Origin of the sequence: Arthrobacter antibioticus (assembly GCF_030063205.1) — a bacterium.
Lineage (GTDB): Bacteria > Actinomycetota > Actinomycetes > Actinomycetales > Micrococcaceae > Specibacter.
The window spans coordinates 138,309-150,974 of sequence record NZ_JASISQ010000008.1 but is presented as its reverse complement, the minus strand read 5'-3'; the positions used below and the strand labels follow the sequence as shown (position 1 = coordinate 150,974).

General features: G+C 58.5%; 12 protein-coding genes. 5 read left to right on the top strand and 7 right to left on the bottom strand.

Annotation, left to right across the window (positions count from 1 at the left end; translation table 11 throughout):
- Positions 1-23 precede the first annotated feature (23 nt).
- The 3 genes from QMG40_RS15335 to QMG40_RS15325 are packed head-to-tail and all read right to left on the bottom strand — an operon-like array spanning position 24 to position 2,942.
- Positions 24-2,372: a heavy metal translocating P-type ATPase gene (locus QMG40_RS15335; protein ID WP_283531971.1), complete on the bottom strand. Its 2,349-nt coding sequence runs from the start codon at positions 2,370-2,372 to the stop codon at positions 24-26.
- Positions 2,373-2,401: 29 nt separating this feature from the next.
- Positions 2,402-2,623: a heavy-metal-associated domain-containing protein gene (locus QMG40_RS15330; protein WP_283531970.1), complete on the bottom strand. Its 222-nt coding sequence runs from the start codon at positions 2,621-2,623 to the stop codon at positions 2,402-2,404.
- A gap of 4 nt (positions 2,624-2,627) precedes the next feature.
- Positions 2,628-2,942: a metal-sensitive transcriptional regulator gene (locus tag QMG40_RS15325; protein ID WP_283531969.1), complete on the bottom strand. Its 315-nt coding sequence runs from the start codon at positions 2,940-2,942 to the stop codon at positions 2,628-2,630.
- Positions 2,943-3,072: 130 nt separating this feature from the next.
- On the opposite strand from QMG40_RS15325, the gene QMG40_RS15320 reads away from it, so the two are divergent.
- Both QMG40_RS15320 and QMG40_RS15315 read left to right on the top strand, forming a co-directional pair.
- Positions 3,073-4,188, top strand: coding sequence for a WD40/YVTN/BNR-like repeat-containing protein (locus tag QMG40_RS15320; protein ID WP_283531968.1), 1,116 nt, complete (start codon positions 3,073-3,075; stop codon positions 4,186-4,188).
- Between the two features lie 38 nt (positions 4,189-4,226).
- Positions 4,227-4,517 carry a MoaD/ThiS family protein gene (locus QMG40_RS15315; protein WP_283531967.1) on the top strand — a complete coding sequence of 97 codons (291 nt, stop codon included), beginning with the start codon at positions 4,227-4,229 and terminating at the stop codon, positions 4,515-4,517.
- Positions 4,518-4,551: 34 nt separating this feature from the next.
- Here QMG40_RS15315 and QMG40_RS15310 read toward each other — a convergent pair whose 3' ends face one another.
- The 4 genes from QMG40_RS15310 to QMG40_RS15295 all read right to left on the bottom strand — a co-directional run bounded on the left by QMG40_RS15310 (position 4,552) and on the right by QMG40_RS15295 (position 8,864).
- On the bottom strand, positions 4,552-5,547 hold the full coding sequence (locus QMG40_RS15310) for an NAD(P)-dependent alcohol dehydrogenase (RefSeq protein ID WP_283531965.1): 996 nt from the start codon (positions 5,545-5,547) through the stop codon (positions 4,552-4,554).
- Positions 5,548-5,592: 45 nt separating this feature from the next.
- Entirely contained in the window at positions 5,593-6,480 is an 888-nt protein-coding gene (locus tag QMG40_RS15305; RefSeq protein ID WP_459253023.1) for a carbohydrate ABC transporter permease, read from the bottom strand.
- Between the two features lie 3 nt (positions 6,481-6,483).
- A complete protein-coding gene (locus QMG40_RS15300) occupies positions 6,484-7,359 on the bottom strand; it encodes a carbohydrate ABC transporter permease (RefSeq protein ID WP_283532004.1) in 876 nt (291 codons plus the stop codon).
- Between the two features lie 86 nt (positions 7,360-7,445).
- On the bottom strand, positions 7,446-8,864 hold the full coding sequence (locus QMG40_RS15295; RefSeq protein WP_283531964.1) for an ABC transporter substrate-binding protein: 1,419 nt from the start codon (positions 8,862-8,864) through the stop codon (positions 7,446-7,448).
- 125 nt (positions 8,865-8,989) lie between these two features.
- On the opposite strand from QMG40_RS15295, the gene QMG40_RS15290 reads away from it, so the two are divergent.
- The 3 genes from QMG40_RS15290 to QMG40_RS15280 all read left to right on the top strand — a co-directional run bounded on the left by QMG40_RS15290 (position 8,990) and on the right by QMG40_RS15280 (position 12,534).
- The gene (locus QMG40_RS15290; RefSeq protein WP_283531963.1) at positions 8,990-9,943 is read left to right on the top strand and encodes a sugar-binding transcriptional regulator; all 954 of its coding nucleotides are present in this window, start codon (positions 8,990-8,992) and stop codon (positions 9,941-9,943) included.
- Positions 9,940-11,388, top strand: a complete 1,449-nt coding sequence (xylB, locus tag QMG40_RS15285; protein WP_283531962.1) for a xylulokinase — start codon at positions 9,940-9,942, stop codon at positions 11,386-11,388. The genes QMG40_RS15290 and xylB overlap by 4 nt, the downstream gene beginning before the upstream one ends.
- 174 nt (positions 11,389-11,562) lie before the next feature.
- On the top strand, positions 11,563-12,534 hold the full coding sequence (locus tag QMG40_RS15280; RefSeq protein WP_283531961.1) for a type IV toxin-antitoxin system AbiEi family antitoxin domain-containing protein: 972 nt from the start codon (positions 11,563-11,565) through the stop codon (positions 12,532-12,534).
- Positions 12,535-12,666: the final 132 nt, after the last annotated feature.

Below are 12,666 nucleotides of genomic sequence, written 5' to 3'. Positions count from 1 at the left end.
AGCGGCAGCTGCCACAGCGGCAGCTACCGGCCGAAGCGCCGCAACCGGAGGGAGTTGGCTACCACCAGCACAGAGCTTGCGGCCATCGCCGCCCCGGCAATCATGGGGTTGAGCAGTCCAAGAGCTGCAATGGGGATGCCGACGGCATTATAGAAGAACGCCCAAAAAAGGTTCGTCTTGATGGTGCCTAGTGTCTTGCGGGAGAGGGCTATCGCTGTGGCTACTTGGCCCAAATCGTTTCCCATGACTGTCAGATCGGCCGCCGCAATTGCCACATCGGAGCCGGACCCCATGGCGATGCCTAGATCCGCCTGGGCCAAGGCTGCGCCATCATTGACGCCATCCCCCGCCATTGCGACGGTGGCTCCGCCGGCCTGGAGTTTCTTTACGGCAGCTACCTTCCCCTCAGGAAGCACCTCAGCGTACACATCCTCATCAGCGATACCCACGATTTCAGCCACCTGGGCTGCCACCGCGGCATTGTCGCCGGTGAGGAGGATGGGGCGCAGTCCCAGCTCTTTCAATTTGGCGATGGCGGTTACAGACCCACTCTTGATGGTGTCCTTAAGCGCAATAAGTCCAGCAGCTTCACCGTCTATGGCTACCCAAATCGCGGTGGTTCCGCGCCGTTGTTGGGTAGCTAACGCATTTCTGGCTTCCTGTGTCAACGGGACGTGATTTTCCTCCAGCCAACCGGCCCGGCCAGCCAGGACAGTGTGTCCCTCGATCACAGCACGCACGCCGCCGCCGGGGGCCGAGGAAAAGTCCGCAACCTCGGGGAGTGTGCCTGCGCTGCCACCATGTTCGCTGGAGTGTTCGCGGGCATGCGCCGTGATGGCGTGGGCAATGGGATGTTCGCTATGGGATTCCACGGCACCGGCCAGACGCAGGATCTTCTCGGCGGGCACCTGTGAAAGTGGTTCGATCTCAACCACGCTCAACTTGCCTTCGGTAATGGTGCCTGTCTTATCCAGCAAGATTGTGTCCACTGTGCGAGTATCTTCAAGCACTTGTGGACCTTTGATCAGGATTCCTAGTTGGGCCGCGCGGCCCGTTCCAGTGAGCAGGCCAACAGGGGTGGCTAGTCCTAAGGCGCAGGGGCAGGCGATGATTAGGACAGCCACGGCGGAAGTAAAGGCTCCTTGGACATCTCCGCTGAGGATTAACCAGAGGGCGAAAGTAATCACGGCTATCACCAGCACAACCGGTACAAAGACGGCACTGATTCGATCGGCCAACCGCGCAATGGGGGCCTTGGCCGCCTGTGCCGCACTGACCAACTTACCCATTTGTGCCAGCGTGGTTTCACTACCCACGCGCGTAGCGCGAACCAGTAGACGGCCGGAAGTATTGATAGTTGCACCGGTAACTACGTCTTCAACCGTGACGTCGACTGGCAGTGATTCGCCGGTGATTAGCGAAGTGTCTACGGCAGAGGAGCCATCCGTGACCACTCCGTCTGTTGCAATTTTCTCGCCAGGGCGCACCACAAAGATTTCATCAACGGCTAAGTCTGCGGCCGGTATTTTCACCTCGACGCCGTTGCGTAGCACCGTAGCCTCGTGGGCACCCAGGCTCAGCAGCGCCTTCAGGGCATCGCCGGCTTTCGCCTTCGCTTTTGCTTCTAGATAACGGCCCAAGAGCAGGAAAGTAACCACCACGGCAGAGACTTCAAAGTACAAAGGCGCATGCCCGCCCATGGCGCCGCTGGTATCTCCCATGGCGTTTCCATGAGCTGTCATCTGCGGATCAAGCCCCAATTCCACCGCCGAAAACAAAAATGCTGCGGAGACACCAATTGAGACCAACGTGTCCATAGTTGAGGCGAAATGGCGGGCGTTGATGGCTGCAGCCCGATGGAACGGCCATGCCGACCACGTCACCACCGGAAGGGCTAGGATCCCGGCCACCCAGCCCCAGTGAGGAAACTGGAGGGCAGGGAACATTGATACGAGGAACACCGGGACTGTCAGTATGGCGGCAAGAATCAACCGGGGGCGCAACGTGGCTGCTGTGCCACCGTGTGCCATGTGGTTGGTCTGCTCAGGGACTTTCTCCAAAGACGATTCGTCCCCGGGGGTAGCTTCGGCGAGCTCCGTGGACGGTTTGCGGGTAGCTGGCGAGCTTTTCAAACTAGCCGTGTAACCGGTTGCCTTGACGGTGTCGATGATGCGCTGATCGGTCATGCCAGCTGGCACCGTGACCGCTGCTGACTCCAAAGGGAGGTTGACGGAAGCGCTGACGCCCTCGAGTTTGCCCAATTTTCGTTCAAGCCGGCTGACGCACGACGCACAAGTCATTCCCTCGATGTCCAGCTCGAGGATTCGTGAACCGGGTGTGCTGGTTTGAGACAAAACTTCTGAGGGGCTCATGGCATTCCTTAGTGTGTAAGACGGTACTGTTATGCGTTATTTGCTACGACTTGGTAGCCGGCCTCGGCCACGGCTTCGCCGATTTCTGCCGGGTCAAGCGGCAGAGTTGAAGTGATGGTGATCTCAGAGACACTGCCGGGATTGAGATTAACACTCACATTCTCCACACCATTGAGCTCAGTCAGTTCTTCAGTGACGGAGGTGACGCAATGGTTGCAGGTCATGCCGGAAACGTTGATGGTGGTGTTCATGGTGTTAGCTCCTTAACAGGCGGGAAATCGCGGCGGTGGCTTCAGAAACCTTGTCGGAAACGATCTCCGGGTTGCCGGTGTCTTGGGATTCATTGGCTGCATTGACTACGCAGTGGGATATGTGGTCTCCCAATAACCCGATGCTTACCGCGTGCAGTGCTTTGTTGACGGCTGCCATTTGGGTGAGAATGTCGATGCAATACTTATCTTCTTCAACCATGCGCGCGATGCCTCGGACCTGACCTTCAGCGCGCTTAAGGCGGCGCAGGTAAGCCTGCTTCTCCTCGGAGTAACCCCGAGTCTGATCTTCTGTATCCATACCCTCACTTTATACCCCGCAGGGGTATGGGTCAAGTACCCCTAGGGGGTATGTGGCTCCACCGTGAATGCGTATATTACTGATCAGTCACCCCTTGTTGCCAAGCGGGGACGATGATGGACTTCAGACTATGAGCAATGAAGCTAAGCCACAAGATAGCCAAATGACCCTACTCGCTGTGGGCACCAAAAAGGGCCTTTGGCTTGGTACCAGTGCGGATCGAAAAAGCTACGATTTCACTGGACCACATTTCCTTATGCACGAGATTCCCAGCATCGGCCTTGATACCAGGGAGGGGCGCACCCGCATCTTGGTGGGATTGCGCAGTGAACATTGGGGACCCACCATTGCTCACTCTGACGATTTTGGCATTACCTGGCATGAACCCGACAATGGTGCCATCAGCTTTCCAGCCGATACCGACGCCGCACTTGAACGTGTGTGGCAGATTCAACCGGACTGCGCGGACCAACCGGGTGTGGTGTGGGCGGGCTGCGAGCCCATCTCGGTATGGAAATCCTCCGACGGTGGAGAGCATTTTGAGCTTAATCGTGGACTCTGGGATCATCCTCACCGCACCGAATGGGGAGCAGGATTCGGCGGCGCGGCGGCGCACACAGTCCTGCCCAGCCCCGCTGATGAGGCCATGATCCATGTGGCCATGAGTACCGGAGGCGTGTATGCCAGCGCCGATGCGGGAGAGACTTGGGAGCCACGGAACAAGGGTATAGGCGCCTATTTCATGCCGGATCCGCTCCCAGAGTTTGGCCAGTGCGTGCATAAAGTGGCTCGTGATGCCAACAATCCGGATGTTCTCTACGCACAAAATCATCATGGCGTTTATCGCACGGATGACGCTGGTGATAACTGGATCTCCATCGCCGACGGGCTGCCGGCAGACTTTGGCTTCACCATCTTCACCCACCCGAGTCGCTCAGGTACAGCGTGGGTGATCCCGATTAAGGCTGATGGGGAACGGATTCCCCCAGATGGTCAGCTTGCCGTTCACAGGACCGACGACGGCGGCTCCTCCTGGGAGCGGTTAGCCGTGGGTTTAAACGAACCGGAGTACAACGTGGTCCTCCGCGACGCAGCGTGCGTAGATGCCTCCGAACCGGCGGGCGTTTACTTTGGCACCCGCGGAGGGTCGGTTTACGCCAGTGCTGACGAGGGAAACCAATTTAGTGAAGTACTTAGCCGGCTGCCTGACGTTTTGTGCGTCCGTGCGGCTTCGGTTCGGCGCTGATCCGGTGACTGTGACAGCGCAGATATGACAGCGCGGATATGACAGGGGAAGTGAAGGTGCTGGTACCAACTCTGCTGCATCCGTTTGTGGGTGGGGTTGATGAGTTGCGCCTTGAGGTTGGGGAGTCTGCAACGGTGGAGGAAGTGCTGGATGCGATCAAAGTGGAGTTCCCCGTATTTGACCGCAGGCTCCGAGATGAAACCGGGGCGTTGCGCAGATACGTGAATATTTACCTTGGCCCCGACGAGGTTCGGCGCTTGGATGGCTTGAAAACACGCGTGGCAGCGGGCAGCGAACTCATGGTGGTCCAGTCTGTTGCCGGTGGTTGAGGAAACCTTCCCTTCCTCAACCAAGCAGTGCGTATCAGGGGTGGACCATAGCTTTCAATGCGCCGGGGTTGGCGCCTGCTGTGAGTGCCGCCTCGACGTCATCGAGGCTATGGCAAGAGGTGACAAGCCCGTCAAGATCAATCTGGCCGGAGGCTGCCAGTGCAATGGCCGTTGGCCACGTATTCGCATAACGGAATGTGCCCGTAATGCGCAGCTCCCTGCCCTGGACTAACGGCACAGGAAGTGCAATAGTGTCCGCCCCCATACCAACCAATACGCAACGTCCGCGAGGAGCTAAGCGGGCCAATCCCCCCAAAATGGCCTGTTCGGCACCGCTGGCATCGATGAAAACGTCAAACTCTGGCTCTACGGACGGTTGCTCGCCCGCAGTAAAAGTATGCAGAACCCCGTATGTTTCTCCTGCACTGAGCCGTTCGGCCCGCACGTCCGTCAGGGTGACACGTGCCCCTGCCAACTGGGCAACCTTTGAAATGAGCAAGCCAATGGGGCCGGCTCCAGCCACCAATACCGAATCACCAATCTGAATCTGCCCGGCGGCTCGTGCTGCCAAAGCCACACTCAGAGGCTCAAGGAGGGCCGCTGCATCATCTGAAAGAGAATCCGGTACCGGGTGGCAGAACGCGCTCGGGTGTACCACGTATTCGCAGAACACCCCGTCAATGGGAGGTGTAGCAAAGAACCGGACCCCCGGGTCCAGGTTGTAGCAGCCTGAAAGTGACTGCTTTGATAAAGGGTCCGGAATGCCCGGCTCCAGCGAGACACGCTGACCCGCAGCGAGATCGCGCACGCCTTGACCGAGCCCCACAATGACCCCAGCGGGTTCGTGGCCAAGAACAAGCGGCTCCTGGACAACGAACGCTCCGATCCGCCCATCCGTGTAGTAGTGAGTGTCCGAGCCGCAGACGCCAACGGAAGTGATCCGCACTAGCACCTCACCCGGGCCGGGAACTGGAACCGGGCGCTGTTCGGTGCGCAATTCCCCACGGCGAACTAGTACGCAAGCTCTCATGGTTTCAGGCACATGGTCCACTAATATCTGTTGACTTTTCATAGCTTATTTCACTGCACCCATGGAGAGCCCGCGGACAAGCTGCTTTTGTGCCACCCAGCCTGCAATGACCACCGGCAATGACGCCAGAACCGAAGCGGCTGAGAGTTTAGCCAAGAATAAACCCTCACTTGTCATTTGGGAGACAAGGAAAACAGGCACTGTGGAGGCGTTGGCCGCTGTGAGGTTCAGCGCGAAGAAGAATTCATTCCACGCAAAAATAACGCAAATTAGGGCGGTGGCAGCAAGCCCTGGTGTGACCATGGGGATCAAGATGGTGCGCAGTGTCTTGATGAGCCCGGCACCGTCCATTGAAGCGGCTTCGAGGACTTCGGCTGGTACTTCCTGGAAGAAGGATCGCATCATCCAGACGGCGATGGGCAGGTTCATAGCCGTGTACAAAACCACCAGCGTGCCGATGTTGTCCAAGACCTTCAGCTGTCCGGCGATCACATAGATGGGCATGATCACTGCCACGACCGGAAGCATTTTGGTTGAGATGAAGAAGAACAATACGTCTGAGGTCTTCTTTACTGGACGGATGCTCACCGCGTAGGCGGCCGGGACGGCCAACAACACAACAAGAATTGTGGAGACACCTGTGGCGATCAACGAATTCAGGAAGTACGCTCCCGCCCCGTTGCTCAGCACCGCCTCGAATTGCTCGAAGGTGGGGACAAAAAAGAAAACTGGCGGGTTTGACGCGGCAGCCGATTCGGGCTTGAAAGCCGTCATAACAAGCCAGATCACCGGTGCGAAGAAAACAAACGCAAGCAGCCATGTAACTGTAGTGATAGCGGAACCGGTGAAACGCCGTCGTACTTCACGGGACTTTCGCTCAGCGGACTTTTCGCTAGAGGAATTGGGGGCAGGGTCAATGGGGGTAGTGGTCACGGCTTAGTCCTTTGCGTCAAAGCTGCGGAAGATCAGGCGAAGGGCGAAGGTGGCGATGATGATCGTGGCGATGACAACCACAACACCCATCGCAGCTGCCTGGCCAATATCGAAGCCCAAAAATGCCCGCTGATAAATGTAGAACGGCAAGTTAGCGCTGGCAGTGCCCGGACCGCCGGCCGTCATGAGGTAAATCTGGTCAAAGGTGTTGACAACATAAATGGTGCCCAACAGCACACCCAGCTCAATGTAGCGGCGCAGTTGGGGCAACGTGACCCACAGGAACGTCTTGGTCCAGCTGGCACCATCGATCTGCGCGGCCTCCAGTACATCCTTGGGTTGGGACTGCAAGCCAGCCAGCACCAGCAGCATGGTGAACGGGGTCCACTGCCACACCAGCGCCATCAGGATTGAAATGATGGGGTGCGACGCCGTCCAATCGACCGGCGGAATCCCCACCAGCGAGATCACCCAGTTCACCAAACCGAAGCTTGGGTTGAGCATGGAGATACTCCACAAAGTAGCGCCAGCCACGGGCATGATCAAAAAGGGTGTGATGAGCATGGTGCGTACCACGCCCTGGCCTCGAAACTTGCGGTCAAGGAGGAGAGCGAAGATGATCCCAAGAATCATGGCGAAGAAGACGCAGCCCAACGTGATGACGATGCTGTTCAGTGCCGAGCTGCGAAAGGTGGAGTCCATGAAAATGTCCACATAATTTTGCAGCCCGGTGAACTGGTTGCCATCAGGGCGCAACAGGTTCCAGTTGCGCAGCGAGTACCAAATGGTGACCAGGAAAGGCAGCTGGGTAATGACAATCGTGAAGATCAAAGCCGGTAGTAGTGGACCGCGACGGCGCCAGCCCTCCGCCTTGGACATGCCGGAGCTGTCCTTAGCGCTCTTGCGATTATTTTGTTTACGGTTGTGTTCTTTGAGGTTGTGTTGATCAACCAAAGTGGTAGCCACTACTTGCCTCCTTCTTGGTATGACTGCGCAACAGGCAGGGCATATTGCTGAGCCTGGTTCAGTGCTTCATCAACTGATTTCTGCCCGGCAATGGCGGCAGAGATTTGCTGGCTGACCCGGGTGCCCAGGTCTTGGAATTCGGGAATTCCCACAAATTGCAGCCCCGGATAAGGCACGGGATTGACCATGGAGGTATCCTGCTTGGCGCCATACATGGCATCCAGGGTGGGCTTGGCGTAGGCCTTGGCCACGGCGGCATATTCTGGGATTTCATAGGTAGATTGACGGCTGCCAGGGGGGACGCGTTCCCACCCAATCTTCTTGCCCACTAACTTGATGTAGTCCTTGTTGGTCATCCAAGAGATGAAGTCCCACGCTATGTCTTTATGCTTAGTGGTAGTTGGGATAGCCAATGACCAGCTGTAAAGCCAGCCGGCCGATTCCGTATTTTTCACGGGAGCAGGGGCATACTGTGACTTACCGGCAACCAGGGATGATGCGGGGTCTTCAATGCTGGACACCATGGCCGTGGCGTCGTACCACATGGCGGCCTTGCCTTGGCTGTAGCGGGTGATGCAGTCGCCGTAACCGCTGGTTGCTGCGCCGGGCTGGCCGGCATCGTGGAGTAGGTCTACATAGTCTGTGACGGCGGCGTTGACCTCAGGGGAATCCAGCCTGGCGTTCCAGTCCTTATCGAACCACTGGCCGCCGTAGGTGTTGATAACTGTGCCCAGGGGTGCCATGACTTCGCCCCAGCCGGCTAATCCGCGCAGGCAGATGCCGGCGAAGTCTTTAGAGGGGTCATTGAGTTTGCGCGCAATTGCGCCAATCTGGTCCCATGTGGGGTGTTCCGGCATGGTGATGCCAGCTTCCTTGAACAGGTCCTCACGGTAGACCAGGAAGGATGATTCCCCATAGAAGGGTACCGAGTACATGTCATCCTGATAGCTCAGGGCGTCCTTGATGGTGGGGATGAAGTCGGCAGTGTCGTAGCCTGCGGTGGCATCGGCGAGAGGCTGGAGGTTCTCGATCCAGCCATTTTTGGCCCACATTTCGGTTTCATAGTTGGAGATCATAACCACGTCGAATTCGCCCCCACCGGTAGCCACCGATGCTGTAATTTTGGCCCTGGCTTCATTCTCGGGCAGGGTCACGAACTTGACATTGACATTGGGATGTTTGGATTTGAAGTCATCCTGCAAGGAGACAGCGTCCTTCATCTGCGGGTTCGCCACAATGGCAACAACAAGGGTGTCCTGAGTGGAGCCCTTTGGCGCGCAGCCGCCTAAGGCCAGGGCGGCTGCCGCAGCAACGGCCAAAAATTTCGCTACCCGGTGGCCCGAGCGGTGGTGATTGTGACTGTCGCTGTGACTGTCGCGTGGGGATGCCTTCGGGGCGCGGAATGGGGGGAACTTCATTGGTCACTCTCAATCTCGTTGCTCATTTGAGAACATGATCTTGCTCATTTGTTAAGTGACTCTAGTCATATATACTCATTTGAGCAATAGCAATCGCTCAAATGTAATTCTCAGGAAGGCGCACAGTGCCCGACATTTCTCATGAAGAGCTGCTCGCCCGTATTGGGCGGGCCTACTACCTTGAAAGTCAATCCAAGGTTGAAATCGCCGATGAGCACGGAATCTCGCGGTTTCAGGTGGCACGTTTCCTTGATGAGGCGCGTGCGGCTGGGATTGTTCACATCGAAATCCGAATGCCCGGAGCGCCTGTAACAATTGACACGGAGGCGCTCGCAGCAACTCTCGGTCTTCGGCGGGTAGTGGTGGTTAAGACAGTTGATGACGACTTTCAACAGCGTGACCTGCAGGCCCATGCAGTGGCTGAGGAGTTGATGCGAGAGGCACGGACCGGAATGAGCGTGGGTATCTCGTGGTCGCGGACCCTGGACCTGGCGGCAAGACACGTGCTGGAGCTACCCCGCTGCAACATTGTTCAACTTGCAGGGGCGCTACCCGTTCCTGGTGGGGGCAATCCCTTAGACCTCATTCAGCGTTTGGGGCGAGTTGGTGGGGGGAAGACCTGGCCCATGTGGGCTCCGCTGGTGGTTGATAGCGCAGCTACAGCATCAGGTCTGCGCCGCCAACCGGAAATTGCCGATGCCATGCGGAAGGCAGATTCATTGGACCTTGCGGTTGTGGCCATCGGTGCCTGGGCGCCAAACCTTTCGACCGTCTGGGACCGTGTGGACAATGCCGTGCGCCAAGACGGGATCGATCAGGGTGCGGTCGCAGAATGTTCCGGCCGGCTCATAGCTGCAGACGGAACGGCCGTGGCGGCTGAACTCGATGCCCGGGTTCTCTCTGTCACATTAGAGCAGCTTCAGCGTACCCCCAAGGTTATTGCCGTTGCTCAGGGAGCTGTGCGTGCCGAGGCTGTGCGTGCTTGTCTGGCGGCTGGGATCATCCACACCCTTGTAGTGGATGAATCACTGGCTCATGCCCTGCAGGCTGCCGGCGATAATGATGTGGTGTCCGCATGAGCGCCGCCGCTCAATCAGCTGCCAACGCAGACGCCCTCCCCGTGGGGGACCTGGTGGTGGGGGTTGATTCCTCTACGCAGTCCTGCAAAGTCGTGGCAGTTGATCTGGCCACGGGGTCCCAAGTGGCCACCGGCGCCGCGGCACATCCAGATGGGACGTTCATTGACCCACACCTGTGGACATCGGCACTAGAGGTCGCCTGGGAAGAGGCAGGCATTGCAGCTCTGGGACAGCGGGTTGCCGGAGTCTCAGTTGCCGCCCAGCAGCACGGAATGGTGGGTGTTGACGAGGACAACGAACCAGTCCACGATGCCTTGCTGTGGAACGATGTGCGCAGTGCAGAGGAAGCCGAGGCTATGGTTTCTGCGCTGGGCGCCAATGAGTGGATGGAGGCGGTCAATTTACTCCCCGTAGCTTCCTTTACCTTGACCAAACTGGCGTGGTTGACAAAAAACTCTCCAGAGGCCGCTGCGCGTCTAAAAACCGTCGGCTTACCGCACGATTGGTTGAACCTCCAACTGTCAGGGGCATGGAGCACGGATCGAAGTGATGCCACGGGCACAGCTTATTTTGATGCGTTGAGCAATGAATATCACCCGGAGCTGCTGAAGAGGTTCTTTGGCCGGGTTCCGCTGCTCCCTACTGTGCTTGCGCCTAACGCAACCGCTGGAATGCTGCTGCCGCGCTGGGGGGCAGGTGCCGCCGTCGTAGGTGCCGGTATGGGGGACAATGCTGGTGCGGCCCTGGGTCTGGAACTGGAGCCGGGGGAGATCGTAGTTTCGATCGGAACCTCCGGAACCGTATTTACCGTCTCAGAGGACCCAGTGCGCGATATATCCGGCCAACTTGCAGGATTTGCGGACGCTACGGGACGGCACCTGCCGCTCCAGGCGACCATCAATGCGGCCCGTGTCATGGTGGCAGGTGCTGCCATGCTCGACGTGGACTTGGCCGAGTTTGACCGGCTCGCGCTCGCGGCCGCACCCGATGCGGGAGGGATGACGCTGCTGCCCTATCTCGATGGCGAACGGACGCCCAATCTGCCCGATGCCACAGGATCCATGGTTGGCCTGACCCGCTCCAATATGACCCCCGAAAATATGGCCAGGGCTTCCGTGCTGGCCGTGTTGAACTCATTGGCGGATGCGCTGGACTCGCTGGCCGCCTTCAATGTTCCTGTGAAGCGCGTCCTCCTTATTGGTGGTGGGGCAAAGTCCCGGGCGCTGCGTGAGGCGGCAGCAACTGTATTCGGTGTGCCCGTGGATGTTCCCGAGCCGCGAGAATACGTGGCTCTGGGTGCGGCTAGGCAGGCGGCGTGGGCGGCCACCGGGGTATTGCCAGTGTGGGGCCGGCGGATCGAGGAGTCCTTTATGCCCCACGGCGAATGGGGCGCCGTGGTGCGTGAGCGATACGTTGCCGCGCGGAAGGCTGTGTACGGGCGGTAGTGGTACTGTTCCACAACTGGTGCGCGCCGACGGCGTGCCATCGTGGCGAGGGCCCCTGAAGTTACACACGCCCCCGCCAGCATGGCACGCCGTCGGCGGTAAGGGGCGCGGGACTTATCCACAGTTCGTTGGAGTGCCATTGAATTCAGCGCATGACAGGTCAAGGCTTACAAGATGGAAACCTCAGAACTTGCCATAAAAATTGACCATGATTGGCCGTCCGGCACCATCATCGCGACTAGTGCAGAGCTTGCCGGTGTTGGTTTGAGCCCACGTTTGCTGGCGGCAGCCGTGAAATCAGGGTTATTGCTGCGGATCCGTCATGGCGCCTACACCAAAATGGCACAGTGGCAAGGGAAGTTTCCATCAGAAAAAGATGCTCTGCGCATCGCGGCACACTTCAAAGCGACGCGGGGCAACTCCCTCTACAGTCACGTCAGTGCAGCGCGTTTGTTGGGGCTCTATGTATGGAACGCAGACGCGATCATCCATGTCACAACACCTTCTTCGTGCTCAGCAACCAGTGCAGTGCCCGGGGTGAGGGTGCATCGCCGGGCCCTAGAGGCCGGGGCGCACCAGCAGATCCGGCACCCCAGGCTCGGAACTGTCAGGGTGACAAGGCTGGAGCAGACCATTGTGGACTGTGCCCGTACGGAGTCATTTGTCACGGCCGTGATCATCGGCGATTGTGGGCTGCACAATGGGGCCAGCCTCGAGGTCATGCACCAGCTGTTGAGCATGCTGACTGGCCGGCGGGGAGTGCGTGCAGCACGGAGAGTTCTTGAGGCACTGAGCATTGGTTCGGAGTCTGCAGGTGAGACCCGCCTGCGGCTGGCAGTGGCGGAGATGGACGTTCCCCAGCCGGAATACCAGGTGTGGTTGAGGGCTGCGGGAAACAATTACCGGGTGGACGGTGCCTGGCGTGACATCAAATTAGCCTTGGAGTTTGACGGAAAAACCAAATACTTCGCCTACAAGCGCACGGAGGATGCTATCTACGAGGAGCGTCTTCGCGAGCGCGAACTCATGGAGGAGGGCTGGAGCTTTCTGCGGGTGGAGTGGAAACATTTAGCCGAACGGGAATGGTTGGAGCGCCGAATTCTGGCCTCACGGGAGTTAGCTCGGCGCCGAAACGGCCTCCAATGAGCCGACGGTTTCATCCGAGGGCGTGCCCAACCCGGGTGGGGGTCGGAACATTACTACGCCCGCACCCGGGTGGGACCCCCACGGGGCACGGGGCGGGGGCCGGGGGGGGAAGGTGGCGGCGACCTCTCCCGC